This window comes from Neobacillus sp. SAB-20_R2A (assembly GCF_049568635.1).
In the GTDB taxonomy this organism is placed as follows: domain Bacteria; phylum Bacillota; class Bacilli; order Bacillales; family Cytobacillaceae; genus Neobacillus; species Neobacillus citreus.
Window position 1 is genome coordinate 2,470,237 of record NZ_CP145895.1, and the last position, 18,920, is coordinate 2,489,156.

Below are 18,920 nucleotides of genomic sequence, written 5' to 3' on the forward strand. Positions count from 1 at the left end.
GCCTGAACGATTAAAGGAGAGGAGGATTCGGTCGTTAAGAGTGGGTTCATAACGCCCGAACGATTAGAGGAAAGAAAGTTTCGGTCGTTATGAAGGGTTTATAACGCCCGAACGACTATAGGAAAGAAGGTATCGGTCGTTATGACGGGTTTATAACGCCCAAACGGTTAAAGGAAAGAAGGTTTTGGTCGTTAAGAGGTTGTCCTTACCGACTTAAGCAGCCCCATATTCAAAATTCCGACCCAAATAAGCCCAATAATAAAAAACTGGAAAAATTTTTATTTTTTATTGACAATATAGGATAGGGGGGTATAGTATATAAACATAAAGTAAATATTAAAGTTGAAATCAACTCCAAACAGTTAGGGGGAAGAATAAAATGAGTAATGCCACCAAAGAAGTCCAAATACCGATAACAGGAATGACTTGTGCAGCCTGTGCAATACGAATTGAAAAAGGCTTAAATAAATTAGATGGCGTTCAGGAAGCAAACGTGAACCTGGCGCTTGAAAAAGCAGCAATCAAGTATGACCCAGGACAAACGAACACGGAAAACCTTGTTAAAAAAATACATGATCTCGGCTATGGGGTTGTCACCGAGAAAGCCGAATTTGACATTATCGGAATGACCTGTGCCGCCTGCGCCACGAGAATCGAAAAGGGGCTTAACAAACTCGAGGGGGTCACAAAAGCCACCGTCAACCTGGCACTTGAAACAGCATCCGTCGAATACAATTCGGCCCAAGTCAATATTCAGGAAATCATCCAAAAGGTAGAAAAAGTCGGCTATGAAGCCAAAGTGAAACAGGATAAAACTTCGGAAAGCGTCGATCACCGCCAAAAGGAAATCGAGAAACAAAAAGGTAAATTTATTTTCTCACTGATTCTGTCATTCCCGTTATTATGGGCGATGGTCAGCCACTTTGAGTTAACATCGTTCATTTACCTGCCTGACATGCTGATGAACCCATGGGTTCAATTGGCCTTGGCGACACCAGTTCAATTTGTTGTAGGAAGACAGTTTTATGTAGGAGCCTATAAGGCGCTAAGGAACGGCAGCGCAAATATGGACGTTCTTGTCGCACTTGGTACATCCGCTGCCTACTTTTATAGCTTATATTTAACCATTATGACCATTGTGTCAGGCGAACAAATGGTGGAACTCTATTTTGAAACCAGTGCGGTCCTGATAACCTTGATCATCTTAGGAAAATTGTTCGAAGCCCGCGCCAAAGGACGCTCATCTGAAGCCATTAAAAAGTTAATGGGGCTCCAAGCCAAAACGGCAACGGTCTTGAGGGATGGAAAAGAACTTGAAATCGCATTAGCAGAAGTAGTAGTTGGGGACATCATCTATGTAAAGCCTGGCGAAAAAATTCCTGTCGACGGAGAAATCATCGAAGGTCGATCTGCTCTTGATGAATCAATGCTGACAGGTGAAAGCGTACCAGTTGATAAAACCGTTGGCGACCCAGTAATCGGCGCTACCATTAACAAAAACGGCTTTTTAAAAATAAAAGCCACAAAAGTTGGCAGAGACACGGCACTCGCGCAAATCATTAAAGTGGTTGAAGAAGCACAGGGCTCAAAAGCACCGATTCAACGGCTTGCAGACCAAATTTCAGGAATTTTCGTACCAATCGTTGTTGGAATTGCTGTCTTAACCTTCTTGGTTTGGTTCATCTGGGTAAGCCCAGGCAACTTCGCTGAAGCGTTGGAAAAAATGATTGCTGTCCTGGTAATTGCCTGCCCTTGTGCATTGGGTCTTGCAACACCAACATCAATTATGGCCGGTTCCGGCCGGGCCGCAGAGGCTGGCGTCCTATTCAAAGGCGGCGAGCATTTGGAAACAACCCACCGGTTTACAACAGTGGTACTTGATAAAACAGGAACTGTTACAAACGGGAAACCGGTGTTAACTGATGTGATCATTGAAGATAACTACTCCCAGAATACATTCTTGCAGTTAGTCGGTTCCGCTGAAAAACAATCTGAGCATCCGCTTGCTGAGGCGATCGTAAATGGCATTAAAGAAAAAGGGATCAACTTATTAGAGGCCGTCGGCCATTTCGAAGCCATACCGGGGTATGGAATAAAAACGAACATTAATGGTCAGGAAATATTAATTGGCACTAGAAAATTAATGAATAAATACGGCGTATCATTTGAGGCTGCTGGTGGGAAAATGGAAGCCCTTGAAGAAACTGGTAAAACAGCAATGCTGGTTGCGATTGATGGGGAGTTTGCCGGCATCGTCGCAGTAGCAGACACCGTGAAAGAAACATCGAAAGCAGCGATTCAAAAACTAAAGAATATGGGCCTAGAAGTCATAATGATGACCGGCGACAATATCCGCACGGCTGCTGCGATTGCCGGCGAAGTAGGAGTAGATAGCGTTATTGCCGAAGTTTTACCAGAGGGAAAAGCAGCGGAAGTGAAAAAGCTGCAGGAGCAGGGCCGCAAAGTCGCTATGGTCGGGGATGGTATAAACGATGCGCCGGCACTTGCGGTCGCAGATATTGGCATGGCAATCGGAACCGGCACCGATGTCGCCATGGAAGCGGCGGATATCACGCTGATGAGAGGCGACTTAAACAGCATCGCCGATGCCATCTTTATGAGTAAAAAGACAATCCAAAACATTAAACAAAATCTATTCTGGGCATTTGGATACAATACATTGGGGATTCCAATTGCCGCAATCGGCTTTCTAGCCCCATGGCTTGCCGGAGCGGCCATGGCATTTAGTTCCGTGTCAGTCGTTTTAAACGCACTTCGATTACAAAGAGTGAAGCTATAACAACAAACAACAATGGGGGGGGGCTGCCAGCCGGGTAGCCATCCCAAAGAAACATTAACAAAGGGGTGTATGGTGATGAAAAAATGGGCGATTGCAGCGATTGTATATTTGTTTGCCGTTATTGGCGGATTTAACGCTTATGATGTTTACTTTGATAATGAAGAGGTACCAAATGGTGAAGCGGCAAGCCACGGAAGCAATGAACAACACATTGGCACAGTAGTACATGGTCATGAAGGGGGGGAGGAAAAGACCGGTGATGTTACACCTAATTTCACCTACAACGATGGGAAAATAACAATTTACTTAAAGGACCAAAATGGCAATCCAGTTGATGATTTAGAGGTAAACCACGAAAAACTGCTGCATTTGATTGTGGTAAATGATCAACTTGACCAATACTACCACTTGCATCCGGAAAGGGTTCGTGCAGGTCAGTTTGAAATCGCTTATGAATTAAAGGATGGTGCCTATAAGGCCTTTATTGACATCAAGCCGAAAAAGTTAAACTATCATGTCAAGCCGACAGCGTTTACTGTTGGATTATCAGAGGAAACACATCGTCAAAATCACCTAAAAGCGGATGAAACATTAAAGAAAACAGTCGATGGAAGAACAACTGAAATGGTTGTCAGCTCATTTGAGGCCGGGAAACCAGTCACGCTTGATTTTAAATTAGATGAATCTACATTGGAGCCTTATTTAGGAGCGGCAGGCCATGTCGTCATTCTCGATGAGGAAGCAAATCAATACCTGCACGTTCACCCACATAATGAAAATGAACCGATCTTTGAAACTCAATTTGATAAACCGGGCACATATAAAATTTGGGCTGAATTCAAGCAGGAAGGAAAAGTTAGAGTGTTCTCATTTGTAATAGAAATTAAATAAAAAGCTATTGAACACATCGATTTACGGTAGGGGGGTATGATATAATTAGCAAAAAGGGAGGCGGGTCAAATGTCAATGAATGAAAAGGAATTAATGGATGAATCCTGCTGCCATACGGAGGAAAATCACCGAAAGAGTCACCATTCTGATAAGGTAAAAAGCAATCTTGTGACAAGACTGAATAGAATTGAAGGGCAGATTCGCGGCATTAAAGGGTTAATTGAAAAAGACACGTACTGTGATGAAGTGATCAACCAAATCGCTGCTACACAGTCGGCTTTAAACAGTGTAGCGAAAATCCTGCTCGAAGGCCATATGAAGAGCTGTGTTGTGGAACGGATTCAGGAAGGCGATTTTGACGTGATTGATGAGGTTCTTGTTACCGTACAAAAATTAATGAAAAAATAATGGAGGAATGAAAAATGGAAAATGTCACATTAAATGTAAGCGGTATGTCTTGCGGCCATTGTGTTAAAGCGGTGGAAGGAAGCGTCGGGAAATTGGACGGCGTAAAAAATGTTTCCGTTAAGCTGGAAAAAGGTCAAGTCGATGTTGAGTTTGATCCAAGCTTAGTATCCCTCAGCACGATTAAAGAAACAATTGATGATCAAGGATACGATGTAGAATAATGATTGGCACCCAGGTTAGCCTGGGTGTTTTCTTTTTACAAAGGGGAAATTTTTTTATAAAAAAAGCTGTGGTAGAATGATAGTTAAAGCTTTGAAAAGAGGTGCAGCGTTGAGTAGGCAAGGTGTGATATCCCTCGGGGATGCGTTTATTGATTACATATCAAAGGATTCAACTAATACAATATTTCACCAGTTTCCCGGCGGGGCGACGGTAAATACCGCTGTTTGGACAAGCAGGTTAGGGGTGCTTTCTTATTACTTAACGAAACTAGGAACGGACGAAGAAAGTGCTTTTGTGGAGATGGAGCTTGTAAAAGAGAAAGTGAACGTCGATTATTGTGTCCGTACGCCTGAAAAAAAAATCTGCAGTGTCAAGGTACATATAAATCAATCAGGTGAGAGACAGTTTCATTCCTATAATAACCCAACTCCAGATTTACTTCTGACCACCAATGACCTTCCTGAAGAATTGTTTCAGCAGGGGAAACTCTTTTATTTCGGTTCCGGGACACTTTTTCATGATATAGCAAGGGAAACGACACGCCAGGCACTCGAATATGCCCGCAAAAGGGGACTGCTGAAGGCATTTGATACAAATATCCGCCTGCAGCGTTGGGAAAGCGAAAAGAAATGCCGGGAGACTGTCATTTCATTTGCCAAACAAGCCGATATCGTTAAAATGGCTGAAGATGAGTTATTCTTTTTAACAGAAACAAATAACCTGGAGGATGGTCTGGGGCTTATCTTTGAATGGGGGATTCCGTTTCTGTTTATCACGATGGGCGGGCAAGGCTCCTGTGCCGTACATCAGGGACGAAGCATTTTCATTCCTGGTGTGCAGGTTAAAGCTGTAGATACCACCGGGGCAGGTGATGCCTTCATGGCGGCCATTATATCCCGCTTTCATAATCATGGTGTGCCTCAAGATGATTTTAAATTAGAAGAATTTGTCCGATTTGCTAATGAAATCGGTGCGCGGGCAACGACGAAAATGGGGGCATTGTAAACAAAAACAGCGAAGCACATGACTTCGCTGTTTTGTCTTTTTAATGGGTGATTGAATTTGATTGTGTAACTTGATTTGATTCCGGTACCCTCATTAAAATAATCCCACCTATGATGAACAAAACAATTAAGCTAAAAACACCGCTGTTGGTGTTTCCTGTCATCTGTGCAGTAAAACCGACTAAAAACGGTCCAAGGATGGCTGCAAATTTATAAAAGATGCTGTAAAATCCAAAGAACTCGTTGGCACTTTCTTTCGGCACCAATTTGGCGAAATAAGAGCGGCTGAGCGCTTGGATGCCGCCCTGAGAAGAGGCGACAAGCATGGCCAGAATCCAAAAGTCCAAAACAGTTTTTAAGAAATAGGCATAAGTACAAATGATGATATAAACGAAAATGCCAACGAGCAGCATCGTCTTACCCTTAAACCGATCGGCAAGCTTGCCGTACAAAATGGCAAACGGCGCGGCCACGACCTGGGTGGCAAACAGGATGATTAACAGATTGGTAGAATCAATCCCCAAATCCGATCCGTACGCGGTTGACATCGTAATAATTGTGTTAACCCCGTCAATATAAAAGAAATAGGCAAGTAAAAAGAGAAATAACGGGCGATACAGTTTAATTTTTTTAAACGTAATAAATAACTGTTTAAAGCCGTTGGAAACAGGGTTTGGGACGCGTTCTTTGTAATAAACCTGATTTACATTTTTTAACATTGGAATCGTGAATAGTCCCCACCATAAGGCGGTGATGGCAAAAGCGACTTGGCTGGCAACGGTGACAGACAATGGGAGAATGCTTTGTTGGGCCAAAATGATCAGGGCAATTCCGATAATGAACGGGATGGTACTGCCGATATAGCCCATCGCAAAACCGCGTGAGGAAATTTTGTTCATCCGCTCTTCAGTAGTGACATCAACCAGAAAGGCATCATAGAAAATGTTCGTTCCGCCGAAGCCAATAACCGTAACCATATAGCAGATTAAAAGAATCATCCACTGGCTGCTTGGAACCACGGCGAGCAAAAAAGTAAAAATAACTCCTAAAGCAAAGAAAAAGGTGAAAAATCGTTTCTTAAAGCCTCGGAAATCTGCAATGCTGCCAAGGACGGGGGCACAAATAGAGATTAATAGTGTCGCAAAAGAGTTGGCATAGCCCCAATAGGCGGTTGATGTTGCACCTGCAAGTCCTGCCTCTTTGGCGGCTGCTTTGAAATATAACGGAAAAACAGCAGTGGTAATCAGGATAGAATAGGCGGAGTTGGCCCAATCGTAAAATACCCAGCTTTTTTCTTGCTTTGTCATCCGGCTCATATTTTTTCCCCCTAACTAAGTTTTTATTGTTTCAATATCTCCTCAATTACTCTTCCATCAGTATCTCCTAAGCTGACACCAAGTAATCTTGCGAAAGTGGGCCCTTCATCAATAAGCCGGATGGATGGAAGTGTGACTGATTGAATTCCTTTTCCTGCCGCCATAAGGATGGTGCCATATGCCTCTTTTACGGGCGAATAGCCGTGAGTAGCCAGGGTATATTTTTTATCTGCCATTACATCTTCAGCTGTAATGGTTTTAATATAATCCCCCTCATAATCTTCTAAAAAGTAATACCCAAGGCTTGCTTCAATCATAAAGGCACATTCCCCGTCCGCACCTCGTTCGGCAGCCTGGATACCTGAAAGCACCTGTTCAATTCCCGAAGATGGGTCCTGAATCATTTCAGACAATAAGGATTTTACTTTTTCATAAGTAATGGTGTCACCTGGATCTTTTACATAAATATATGCCGAACCGTCACAGCTTTTGCAGTATGCCTTCCAATTTACCAGCTTTCCGCGAGAGTTGGTGGTAATCAAATTATGTTCTTTAAATAGTACGTTTAAGTGTACAGCCTTATTTTCATCTAACGCGCTGTGGTCACCGAGGATAACTACAGTGGAGTTATCTTTGATGCCGCTCTCCTCAAGTGCTTCCATGATTCTGCCAAGCCTGCTGTGATGACGGTGGATGGCGGCAATGGCTTCATCTGATGAAAAACCATGGAAGTGCCGCATGGAATCCAGGTCGGTAAAGTGGACCAGCATTAGATTTGGTTTTTTTGTTTTAATCGTATCCACCGCCGCTTCTAAAACAAAGTCATCCAATTCCGGCTGACTTAAACCGTTGCGGAGATGACCATACCGTTTATTAAGGTCCCATTGGAAGCGGGGAGTCCCGCTGGTGAGAGATACAAGAATTTGATTTTGCCATGGACGGTTTGCGAAAATCTCGGGCATGTTATAATCTATATCCGCTTTTCCGGTAACCGGCCACAGTAAGGCGGCTGTAGTCATGCCTGCTTTTTTTGCTTCATCATAGAGGGTGGTTCCGCGTATGGAGCTCCGAAACCAATTCCAGTCAGGAGATAAGCGTCCTGGCTGCAAAAGGGTATTATTAATGACACCGTGCCTGTTCGGATATTTTCCCGTTACGATCGTAGCATGGCAAGGGTAAGTGACAGATGGGTAGATACTCTCGACGTTTTCCACCAAGGCCCCGTCTTGCAAAATCGTCTTGAAGTGCGGTAATTCTTTAATTATGGGAAAATCTAATGAGGAAAGACAGTCGAATGAGATAATGATGAGATGGTCGGTAAGTCGATTCATAAAAACCCTCCGAATTGGTAACTACTGCTAATCCAATTGTACAATAAGATACAGGGTTGTTACAGAATTTTTACAATATTTATGAAAAAATTAGGATGTTTTGGTGTTGGAAGATATATGTAATTAAGTTTTTTCAGTATAATGTATATAAATGTCTAGGGAGGGGGATGACCGTTATGCCAAGCATTCAAAGTTTATTTATCGAAAAAATGATAAAACTATCAGTAAAAAGAATGGCGAAAAAAGGAATTAGGAAAACAGGGATGGGTGAGAGACGGCAGAGATTTAATGAATTTGGTGCCAAGCTTGGCAAGCTCCCTAAGGGCTGTATGAGGGAATCCTGCAAAATTGGCGGGCTTTATTCTGAATGGCTTTCCTTCGCTGATACTAAGGATGACAAGGTAATCCTTTATTTACACGGTGGTGCATATGAATATGGGTCGGCAGATACCCACCGTGTGCTGGCGGCTAGAATTGGCAAGGCTTCCGGTACCAAGGTACTCTTGCCAGAGTATCGGCTTGCCCCTGAACACCCATTCCCGGCGGCGGTTGAAGATGCTGTTTTAGTGTACCACTGGCTGCTTGAGCGGGGCTATAAATCTTCTAATATTATTTTTGCTGGCGATTCAGCAGGTGCAGGCTTAAGTATGGCTGCTGTCTTGAAACTGAGGGAACAAAACGATCCCCTGCCTGCAGCGGTTATTTGTTTATCGCCTTGGGCGGACTTAACAAGCAGTGGGGAGAGTTATGAGAAAAACAGGAAGCTGGACCCGTATTTAAACCCAGAAACCGTGAGAAAGGCAGCTGCCATGTATGCAGGTGACAAACCCCTCAATCATCCAATGATTTCGCCTGTTTTCGCTGATTTGACCGATTTCCCGCCCTTGTTTATCCAATCGGGGAGTCATGAAATTTTACAAAGTGATGCTGAAATGCTTGCAGCAAAGGCGCGGCTTGCTGGAGTTGATGTCACCTTGAAGATATGGGAAGGAATGTGGCACGTTTGGCAAATCTTCGGTGGCGTTCTGCCCGAGGCCCGTAAAGCCATTCGCGAAATCGGGCATTTTGCGAAGCGAAGCTTTAAAAACTCCACAATTAAGTGAATGCCCATAAATTAGAAATTGTAATAATATTGCCAATATTTTTGCAGCCAGTCTTTTTTTCAGGCTATATAATGAGAATTAATAGGAACATCATTTTGAAGGAGGAGCAAATCATGAAAACGTTAATTGTTTATTGCTCTTCCCATGGTACGACAGAAAAGGCTGTGAGTGTATTATGCGAGAATATTGAAGGAGAGGTCCTCGCTGTAGATTTGAAACGGGATAAAATTCTTTTTGATTTAGAGGACTATGATGGGGTTATAATTGGCGGATCGATTCATGCAGGGGAAATTCAAAAGAAAATTAAACAATTTATCAAACAGCATCATGATGAGCTTTTAGAAAAAGAAGTGGGACTATTTCTGTGCTGCATCCGGGATGGTGATATCGCTGTGGAGCAATTTAACCGCGCCTTTCCGCAGGACTTACGGAAAAACTCCGTGGCAATGGGCCTATTTGGTGGCGAATTCTTAGTTTCTAAAATGAATTTTTTTGAAAGACAAGTAGTAAAAAAAGTGGATAGTGTAATAAAAGACGAATCGCATCTAAACCTCAACTCCATCATGGAATTTGCCCTAAGATATAATAATATAAGAATCCCGGTCTAGTCAGCCTTACTATTATTCCAAAACGCTTCTGCAGCAAAAGAGGCGTTTTTTTATTTTAGAAAAATATTTATCTGTTTAAAAAAACCACGGTTTGAACATAATGGAAGGGTCAAATTACAACATGAGAGAGGATTTTTATGAAAATTTGGTTTAACCGCTGGTTTACAACTGTTTCCCACTATATTGAGATGATTCGAGACAATCCCGATAACCGGAAATTTACAATCTATGGAACGAGTCCGAATAAGGATGCTCTATATTTGCAGTATTGTGATAAAGCTTTTACCGAACCGGAACTCTCCGGTGATGAATATATCGCTTTCTGTCTGGAGTTTTGTGAAACACATGGGATCGACATTTTTATACCCCGCAAGGAAAACGTGTTAATTTCAAAAAGACTTGCTGATTTCGAAAAAATTGGCGTCAAAGTGTTGGTCTGTCCAGATGCGGAACTAATGGAGAAGATGGATAATAAGGCCCTTGCTTATCGAACCATTATGGAAAAAGCGGAAAAAGAAGGACCTATATTTTCCATTCCTGAACATTATGTGGTTAATACTTTAGCGGAATTTAAGTCCGCTTGCGAAAGGCTGACAGAAAAGGGACATAAGGTTTGTTTTAAACCGGTCATCGGCGAGGGTGCCAACGGTTTTCGCGTGATAAAGGATGAGATTGATTCCGTCAATCAGCTTTTTCATCATGGCACTAGTTTCCGAATGCCTTATCGGTACGCTTGCGAAATTCTTGGCCAGCAGGAGACATTTCCAGATTTAATGGTCCTTGAGTATCTAGAGGGCAGGGAATATAGTATTGATTGCCTGGCAACACCAGACCGATTACTTGCCGCGATCCCAAGGTTGAAGGGAGATGGAAGAATCCGTGAACTAGTAGATCATCAAGAACTGATTCAACTCGCTCATCGGTTTCATCTTGAGTTTAAGCTGCCATATATATTTAATATTCAATTAAAATATAACAATGGTATCCCAAAGCTTTTGGAAATTAACCCGCGTATGAGCGGCGGCATGCATATCAGCTGCCTTTCCGGCATCAATATGCCCTATCTGGCCATCAAAATCCTCCTCGGGGAGAAAATTGAAGCGGTCAGCCCGCGTTTCGGCATTCGCGCCAGCCATCTCGAAAGAGAAATGATTCTTAAGGATGATTGGTGTCAGGCACCGTAAACCATATAAAGATTTCATTTGTTTAGTAGATAGTGTAAAATAAAATAAATATGGAAAATTCAAAAAAATGGTGTGGCTGGGGAAAGGTGAAAAAATTGACTTATTCTGAATTAGAGCTAATCGCAGAGACAAAAACATTTCATGTCAGTAATGTGAAGATTTTTGATTATTTCGACCTGGGGCGTAAGGAATGGTACCGTTTTTGTACCCAGCAGCTGGGTATAGAGGCAGTAGCGGTCCATATTGGCGTTGATTATAAAAAAGAAGTGTTTGATAATGATGAAATAATCGTTCGCACATGGCTTGAGCGAGTTGGGAATACAAGTTTTACCCTTATGCAAAAGATGGAAAATAAACAAGGCATTCTGCTGGCGTCTGCTGAAGTCATTTTGACAACAATTAATCGGCAAACAAGAATGAAAACCACTGTACCTGATGAAATTCGCCGACTGCTCCATCAAAATGCTGAGCTTGCCGAACTAATCAACTGCTAAAAAAGGACGAACACCATGTCTGATGGTGCTTGTCCTTTTTTCTTATAAAGACTATATTGGATACTGTTAATCAAACATTTTATGCTTTAGAATGATAGATAGGTTTAAAAAACGGAGGATTCATTAATGGAAGGAAAATGGCTGATAGCAGATCGTGACTTAAACGAACGGGAGGGGTTGAAGTGGATGTTAAAAACCTCCTCTATTCCTGTTGCCAACATCTTGTCGGCGGCTGATTATCAGGAATTTATCGTCCTTTTTGAGAAAGAATCTCCTGAAGTCGTCTTAATCGAATTAGATATGATTACCAAAGAAGATTGGCCGGCTTTTCGTGATTTAATCCAAATATATGAACCTATTCTGCTATTAACTAGCGCTGAGGCCACTTTTGAGAAAGCGCGCTTGGCCATCGACCTGCAGGCACTGGATTTAATGATCAAACCTTTTTCGACGGTAAAAATAAAGTCTGCTTATCAAAAGGCATCCCGAAAGCTTTCGACCAAATTGAAACCAAATGGTCCAATGCAGTCAACCCTTTATAAAGATATTACCTATGAGTCCTTATTTATTTCACAAACAGGTTTTAGCGAAAACTACCATATTGCTGCATTTAAGGCTGAAAAGATTGAAATGAATCGTACCTTGCATTCCTTTTTATTAGAATATTCGTTTAAGGATTTGCATGGCATTTTTCCGTTAAGTGATATGGTTATTCTTTTGTTTATGGAGTCCTGTACCACCATAATGGAGCAATGCCGGAAAGCAATGAGAAAATGGGAAGAGGAATTTTCCGACTCCCTTGCGATTGTCGTTCATAAAGGGAATTCCCCAATGCCTCTTAACGAAAAATATCGCCAAACCAGAAAAATGCTGGATTTCACTTACTATAAAGGATACCGGCAGGTGGTGGAGTTTGAATACTCTCCGAAATGGGTTTATCTTGACCCATTCTTAACGCCTCCCGAGCAACGAAATTGGATTGACATGCTGACCAACTTTGAATTGGAAAAAATAAAGAAATGCCTTTATGATGAATTTCTACATTTAGAAACTCCTTATCCGGATCCCGGTCTGGTCAGAATCAGGTTGACAAGTATTTTGGCGCAAATAAGAAGATTTATGAAGACCTACACTCTTGAGGAAGATGAGCACTTTGAGAGGGAATATCGGTACATTTTTAATTCTATTTTATATGATACGGTTCTTTACCGGACGGTTCAAAATCTGATTTTATTTATGCAAAAAATTTTCCAGGGTGTGGAGGCTAACATCCGCAGCTTAAAAAACGATCCAATCGAAAGAGGCATCGCCTATATGGAAGCTAATTTTTCAAATAGCCAGCTGCGGCTTGAAGAAGTAGCTCAACATGTGGAGCGAAATCCGTCTTACTTCAGTCATCTTATAACCTCGACGACTGGTTCAAGCTTTACGGATGTGTTGACTGGAATCAGGATGAAGGAAGCGAAAAGACTGCTGCGGGAGACGAACAAGCCCATCAATGAAATTGCCGCGATGGCCGGCTTCCAAAATTCCAATTATTTTAGCAGGCTGTTTAAGGATTTGATGGGTTCCTCACCAAGAGAATATCGAAAAGAAATGAAACTATGACTCAGTGCTGACTGAGTCTTTTTTTTGTTATATTTCCAAAAATAATTAACTTTTTCTAAAAAAAGTATATTTTATTGAGGGTTTGTCCTAAAAAAAAGCATTTTATTATAAAAATTGTATCTGTTTTCTAATGTTTTATTCGTATTTTTCAGAAGATTAGCTTTTTATAATAAAAATAGATTTAAACCAATAAGGGGTGTAAAAATGGAAACGAAAACATCACAACCAAGAGTAGTTAAAAATTATAAAGGCACTGAACTGCATGCAAAGGGCTGGATTCAAGAGGCAGCGCTCCGCATGCTTTACAATAACCTTGACCAGGAGGTTGCCGAACGGCCAGAAGATTTAGTTGTCTACGGCGGAATTGGAAAGGCAGCACGTAACTGGGAATCTTTTGATGCAATTGTGAAAACGCTTTTAGAGTTAGAAGATGATGAAACATTATTGATCCAGTCCGGAAAGCCGGTTGTAGTTTGGAAATCTCATAAGGATGCGCCGCGCGTATTGCTGGCAAATTCAAACCTTGTTCCTGCATGGGCTAATTGGGAGCACTTCCATGAGCTTGATAAAAAGGGCCTAATGATGTATGGCCAAATGACAGCCGGCAGCTGGATTTATATCGGCAGCCAGGGAATCGTTCAGGGAACCTATGAAACTTTTGCTGAGCTTGCTCGTCAAGAGTTTGGCGGTTCATTAAAACACACGATTACACTAACTGCTGGTCTTGGCGGGATGGGCGGCGCTCAGCCACTTGCTGTAACAATGAACGATGGTGTTTGTATCGCTGTGGAGGTCGATGAGTGGAGAATCGACCGTCGGATCGAAACAAGATACCTGGATGTAAAAACGAAGGATCTTGATGAAGCATTACGTTTAGCGTTTGAAGCGAAGAAGGAAGGCAAGGCACTTTCTATTGGGCTTCTTGGAAACGCGGCTGAAATTTTACCATTAATGATCGAAAAAGGTTTCAATCCAGATGTGTTAACCGACCAGACATCCGCACACGACCCATTAAATGGATATGTACCAATTGGTTATTCATTAGAGGAAGCCACGAAGTTAAGAGCGGAAAATCCGGCTGAGTATGTGAAACTTTCCAAACAAAGCATGGCTGTTCATGTAAAGTCAATGCTGGATATGCAGACAAAAGGTGCGGTTACATTCGATTATGGTAACAACATCCGTCAGGTAGCAAAAGACGAAGGTGTGGAAAATGCCTTTGATTTCCCAGGATTTGTTCCAGCTTACATTCGCCCGTTATTCTGTGAAGGAAAAGGACCTTTCCGATGGGCGGCATTATCTGGCGATCCGGAAGATATCCGCAAAATTGACGAAGCATTACTTCGCGAGTTTAAAGATGATGAGCATCTTTGCAAATGGGTAAGAATGGCCCAGGAAAGAATCGCATTCCAAGGACTTCCTGCTCGTATTTGCTGGTTAGGATATGGAGACCGTGCTCGTTTCGGTAAAGTGATTAATGACATGGTGGCTAGCGGTGAGGTTTCAGCACCAATCGTTATTGGCCGTGACCACTTAGACGCTGGTTCTGTTGCTTCACCAAACCGTGAAACGGAAGCAATGAAAGACGGTTCGGATGCAGTTTCCGACTGGCCAATTCTAAATGCAATGATCAATGCTGTAGGCGGAGCGAGCTGGATTTCGTTGCACCATGGCGGCGGCGTTGGTATGGGATATTCCCAGCACTCTGGCATGGTTATCGTAGCCGATGGTACGAAGGAAGCAGAAGTCCGCTTGCAGCGCGTATTAACAACTGACCCTGGGATGGGTGTAGTCCGCCATGCTGACGCCGGGTACGATCTGGCTATTAAGACTGCTAAGGAAAAAGGCATCAAAATGCCAATGCTTAAGCAAGACTAGTACTACCAGGTAAGGGTACGCAATCGTGTTTGGCGGATATATCTGCGAGTTTGGCGGATATGTCCGCTATTTTGGCGGATATCTCGGTTAATTCGGCGGATATGTTGATGTTTTCGGCGAATAACTTGCACTTTTTGGCGGATTCCATGTTGAAATGGACCTGTAGCCCGAGATAATCCCGCAATACTATGTTTTGAGAGGAATGACTCAAATTGACCAAAGCAATTTTTATTAGAAATGCATCTCAGCTTGTTACTTTACATGGCGGCTCTGATGCTCCACGGGTAAAAGCGGAAATGTCTGAGCTCGGCATTATCGAAAACGGCAGTGTCTGGATTGAGGACGGAGTTATTCAGGCTGTCGGCACTGATGAAGAGCTTGCAGCTAAATATGCCAACCGTCTCTCTGAGGCTGAACTAGTTGACGCCAGTGGAAAGCTTGTAACACCAGGTTTAGTAGATCCGCATACACATCTTGTTCATGCGGGAAGCCGAGAAAACGAGTTCAATATGCGCTTGCAGGGTAAAACCTATATGGAAATCATGAATGCTGGCGGCGGGATTCACGCGACGACAAGAGCAACAAAAGCCGCATCACATGATCAGCTCTACAAAGAAAGCTATAACCGTTTAAATCAGTTCTTGCGTCATGGTGTTACCACGGTTGAAGCAAAAAGCGGCTACGGAATGAATTGGGAAACTGAACTGAAGCAGCTTGAAGTGGCGAAAGAATTACAGGAAAAGCATGTGGTTGATGTAGTTTCTACTTTTATGGGAGCACATGCGGTTCCGAAGGAGTATAAGGAAAACCCAGATGAGTTTGTACGCGTGTTAGTGGAAGAGATGATTCCGAAAGTTGCTGAGCTCGGACTCGCGGAATTTAATGATGTGTTCTGTGAGCATGGGGTATTTACACCGGAGCAATCAAGGGTCATTCTTGAAGCCGGAAAGCGTCATGGTTTGATTGCGAAAATCCATGCAGATGAGATTGAGCCATATGAAGGAGCGGAACTTGCGGCAGAGGTTGGAGCCATTTCCGCAGACCATCTTCTAAAAGCTTCAGAAAAAGGTATGAAGGCAATGGCTGAAAAAGGCGTTGTCGGCGTATTACTTCCAGGTACAGCCTATTTTTTAATGGCTGAGTCTGCAAATGGCCGAAAAATGATTGATTTAGGAGTGCCGGTCGCGCTTTCCACCGATTGTAACCCTGGATCATCACCAACGGTTTCGCTGCCGTTTATCATGAGCCTTGGCTGCTTGAAAATGGGAATGACTCCGGCAGAGGTTATCACCGCTACCACCATTAACGCTGCCCATGCCATCAATCGCGGCCGCGAGATTGGCAGTTTAGAAGTCGGTAAAAAAGGCGACGTGACTATTTTTAACATTGAAAACTATATGAAGCTTCAATATTCCTATGGTGTCAACCATACTGATACGGTCGTGAAAAATGGCCGGGTGGTTGTCAAGGGAGGTCAGCTCATTGAAGAGCTTTCTTTATCCTAAACTAAATCCGCCAAGCTTTACATGGGTACGGCCAGAGGGGGGCAGTGCGGAGGCCTCCAAAGTTCATGAATGGATTGAGCCTCTGTCAGGTGCAAGCGACCCCGAAAAAGCAAAGGATGCTGACTTTGTGATAGTCGGCGTCCCGCTTTCCCGTTCGTCCATCAGTGCATCAGGTGCTTCGGAATTTCCCGATGCCTTTCGAAGAGCATGGAAAGGATTCACGACCTATAATTTGGATGAAGATGTGGATCTCACCGAAATGACGGCAATCGACGCAGGAGACGTCCCAATGCATGTCACTGATATCCGCCGCTGCCATGATAATATTATCGCGGCATCTACGGCACTTCATCAGCAATTTACGAAGTCCAAGATTTGCGCTATTGGCGGCGATCATTCGATTACGGCAATGATGGTAAAGGGTCTGCATCTCGCCCGGCCTGGCGAGAAGATTGGAATTATCCAATTTGATACTCATTTTGATTTACGGGACATGAGTGATAATGGACCTTCGAATGGGACACCGATGCGGAACCTGATTGAAAGCGGCGTCGTGAACGGCTCGAATATGTATAATATTGGTCTACACGGATTTTTTAACACTAAAGATTTAAAGCAATATGCAGATGAAAAAGGTGTTAATTATATTACGCTGGGGCGTGCCAGGAAAAAAGGCATCGAGGCGACGGTCCTTGAATGTCTGGACGCACTCGCCGCTAAAGTTGACACTATTTATTTGACGGTTGACATGGATGTCCTTGACATCGCTTATGCCCCAGGGGTACCGGCCTCAACGCCGGGGGGCATGACGACAGCTGAACTGCTTGAAGGGGTACTAGCAGCAGCCAAACATCCAAAAGTAGGCGCAATGGACATCGTCTGTCTAGACCCGCTTAAAGACAGTGCAGTCCAACCAACCGTTAAACTCGGCACCCAAGTATTTTTAACCTTTGTTACAGGGGTTATGTTGAGATAGGTGTCAGGCACCACAGAAAGACAATTTGGGGTATTTGTCCACCTCAGGTGGACAAATGCTTAATTTTTTGGTTTTGTACTTTAATGAACTAAAGGAAGTTTATTTCAAGGGGGATGGAGTATGGCAAATCATTCAGTTGAACAAGTAAAGGCTGTACAGCCGGAATTACAGAACAGCAACATGATGAATATCGTGAAGTTTTTTGTTTATAGTGCCATTGGTATTTTTGTCTTTTTTATTCCAGTAACAGTAAATGGGAAATCATCTATCATGCTGGACCACATTGTTTCCTACATTCAAACGGCGGCTCCAGGAGTTCTGCCATATTATGCATTGCTCGTGATTTTATTGGGTGCTGTTTACCCATTTATTAAAGGCACTTGGAAAAAAGACACGGTAACATTAGTCTTTTCAATCCTCAAAGTGTTTGGTTTTGTGGCAGGTGTGATGCTTGTATTTAATGTTGGTCCTAAGTGGTTTTTTGACCCAAATATGGCACCGTTTTTATTTAACAAGTTAGTCATTTCAGTTGGCTTGCTAGTACCAATCGGCTCCGTATTTCTGGCTTTATTGGTCGGCTATGGATTGCTTGAATTTGTCGGAATCTTTATGCAGCCGGTGATGAAACCGATTTGGAAGACACCTGGACGTTCTGCTATTGATGCAGTGGCATCCTTTGTAGGAAGTTACTCAATTGGATTATTAATTACCAACCGTGTTTTTAAAGAAGGAAAATATACTATTAAAGAAGCAGCAATTATTGCAACAGGATTTTCTACTGTTTCAGCCACCTTTATGATCGTTGTTGCCAAAACGCTGGATATAATGAACATTTGGAATGCCTATTTCTGGGTAACATTTATCGTAACATTCATCGTAACCGCTATCACCGTCCGTATTTGGCCATTATCCAAAATGAGTGATTCCTATTATCAAGATATGGAGGGTGACGTAGAGGTTATCATTAAGAAAGACAGAGTGAAGACTGCATGGAAAGAAGCGATGGTAACTGCAAACGAGTCTCCTAGTCTTGGTAAAAACATTTGGGACAACCTAAAAGACGGCTTTGTCATGACAATGGGGATTCTTCCTTCGATCATGTCAGTTGGCTTGCTGGGTCTTGTTTTAGCGGAATTTACCCCAGTTTTTGATTGGCTTGGCTATATTTTCTATCCTTTCGCAAAGCTCGTACAGCTACCGGATGCCATGCTTGCTTCAAAAGCCAGTGCTTTAAGTATTGCCGAAATGTTCTTACCGGCACTTTTAGTAACAAAGGCTGCACTTGTTACAAAGTTTGTCATTGCTGTTGTATCCGTTTCTTCCATCATTTTCTTCTCAGCAGTGGTACCATGTATCCTTTCAACTGAAATACCACTTACAGTCGGCAAACTTGTGGTCATCTGGTTCGAACGAGTAGTCCTGACGATCCTGATTACAGCACCAATTGCATTTTTAATTCTATAAGCCAAGGAATTTCGTTTTCCAAAAAAACCTTGAGTTTCAAGGTTTTTTTTTATGAAAAAATGCTATTTTCAAAAATTACTTTCACATTTATAGGATACAAGCCTTAACCATTCGCCGCTCATATGAAT

Annotated in this window: 16 protein-coding genes; 14 read left to right on the forward strand and 2 right to left on the reverse strand. The window is 42.7% G+C overall.

The features are described from left to right. Positions 1-379 precede the first annotated feature (379 nt). From V5M37_RS12100 to V5M37_RS12120, 5 genes are all read left to right on the forward strand, one after another. Positions 380-2,800: a heavy metal translocating P-type ATPase gene (locus V5M37_RS12100; protein ID WP_423802138.1), complete on the forward strand. Its 2,421-nt coding sequence runs from the start codon at positions 380-382 to the stop codon at positions 2,798-2,800. Between the two features lie 75 nt (positions 2,801-2,875). Beyond that, positions 2,876-3,691, forward strand: coding sequence for a hypothetical protein (locus tag V5M37_RS12105; RefSeq protein WP_423802139.1), 816 nt, complete (start codon positions 2,876-2,878; stop codon positions 3,689-3,691). Between the two features lie 69 nt (positions 3,692-3,760). Continuing rightward, positions 3,761-4,099 carry a metal-sensitive transcriptional regulator gene (locus V5M37_RS12110; RefSeq protein WP_423802140.1) on the forward strand — a complete coding sequence of 113 codons (339 nt, stop codon included), beginning with the start codon at positions 3,761-3,763 and terminating at the stop codon, positions 4,097-4,099. A 14-nt stretch (positions 4,100-4,113) separates the two neighbouring features. Continuing rightward, positions 4,114-4,320, forward strand: coding sequence for a copper chaperone CopZ (gene copZ / locus V5M37_RS12115; RefSeq protein ID WP_423802141.1), 207 nt, complete (start codon positions 4,114-4,116; stop codon positions 4,318-4,320). 109 nt (positions 4,321-4,429) lie between these two features. After that, on the forward strand, positions 4,430-5,326 hold the full coding sequence (locus tag V5M37_RS12120; RefSeq protein WP_423802142.1) for a carbohydrate kinase family protein: 897 nt from the start codon (positions 4,430-4,432) through the stop codon (positions 5,324-5,326). A 40-nt stretch (positions 5,327-5,366) separates the two neighbouring features. On the opposite strand, the gene V5M37_RS12125 is transcribed toward V5M37_RS12120, so the two are convergent. After that, a complete protein-coding gene (locus tag V5M37_RS12125; protein WP_423802143.1) occupies positions 5,367-6,641 on the reverse strand; it encodes an MFS transporter in 1,275 nt (424 codons plus the stop codon). 23 nt (positions 6,642-6,664) lie between these two features. Beyond that, positions 6,665-7,972 carry an ectonucleotide pyrophosphatase/phosphodiesterase gene (locus V5M37_RS12130; RefSeq protein ID WP_423802144.1) on the reverse strand — a complete coding sequence of 436 codons (1,308 nt, stop codon included), beginning with the start codon at positions 7,970-7,972 and terminating at the stop codon, positions 6,665-6,667. 176 nt (positions 7,973-8,148) lie between these two features. On the opposite strand from V5M37_RS12130, the gene V5M37_RS12135 reads away from it, so the two are divergent. The 9 genes from V5M37_RS12135 (at position 8,149) to V5M37_RS12175 (ending at position 18,792) form a co-directional block, all read left to right on the forward strand. Then, positions 8,149-9,075 (forward strand): alpha/beta hydrolase, encoded by a 927-nt coding sequence (locus V5M37_RS12135; protein ID WP_423802145.1) that lies wholly within the window; start codon positions 8,149-8,151, stop codon positions 9,073-9,075. A 113-nt stretch (positions 9,076-9,188) separates the two neighbouring features. Continuing rightward, entirely contained in the window at positions 9,189-9,683 is a 495-nt protein-coding gene (locus tag V5M37_RS12140) for a flavodoxin domain-containing protein (RefSeq protein WP_423802146.1), read from the forward strand. Positions 9,684-9,820: 137 nt separating this feature from the next. After that, on the forward strand, positions 9,821-10,867 hold the full coding sequence (locus tag V5M37_RS12145; RefSeq protein WP_423802147.1) for an ATP-grasp domain-containing protein: 1,047 nt from the start codon (positions 9,821-9,823) through the stop codon (positions 10,865-10,867). An 86-nt stretch (positions 10,868-10,953) separates the two neighbouring features. After that, positions 10,954-11,361 carry an acyl-CoA thioesterase gene (locus tag V5M37_RS12150; protein ID WP_423802148.1) on the forward strand — a complete coding sequence of 136 codons (408 nt, stop codon included), beginning with the start codon at positions 10,954-10,956 and terminating at the stop codon, positions 11,359-11,361. A gap of 126 nt (positions 11,362-11,487) precedes the next feature. Then, positions 11,488-12,969, forward strand: a complete 1,482-nt coding sequence (locus V5M37_RS12155) for a helix-turn-helix domain-containing protein (protein WP_423802149.1) — start codon at positions 11,488-11,490, stop codon at positions 12,967-12,969. A gap of 204 nt (positions 12,970-13,173) precedes the next feature. After that, positions 13,174-14,847, forward strand: a complete 1,674-nt coding sequence (gene hutU, locus V5M37_RS12160; RefSeq protein WP_423802150.1) for a urocanate hydratase — start codon at positions 13,174-13,176, stop codon at positions 14,845-14,847. Positions 14,848-15,059: 212 nt separating this feature from the next. After that, a complete protein-coding gene (hutI, locus tag V5M37_RS12165; RefSeq protein WP_423802151.1) occupies positions 15,060-16,352 on the forward strand; it encodes an imidazolonepropionase in 1,293 nt (430 codons plus the stop codon). Beyond that, positions 16,330-17,328: an agmatinase family protein gene (locus tag V5M37_RS12170; RefSeq protein ID WP_423802152.1), complete on the forward strand. Its 999-nt coding sequence runs from the start codon at positions 16,330-16,332 to the stop codon at positions 17,326-17,328. The genes hutI and V5M37_RS12170 overlap by 23 nt, the downstream gene beginning before the upstream one ends. A 180-nt stretch (positions 17,329-17,508) precedes the next feature. Continuing rightward, the gene (locus tag V5M37_RS12175) at positions 17,509-18,792 is read left to right on the forward strand and encodes a YjiH family protein (protein ID WP_423802616.1); all 1,284 of its coding nucleotides are present in this window, start codon (positions 17,509-17,511) and stop codon (positions 18,790-18,792) included. Positions 18,793-18,920 lie beyond the last annotated feature (128 nt).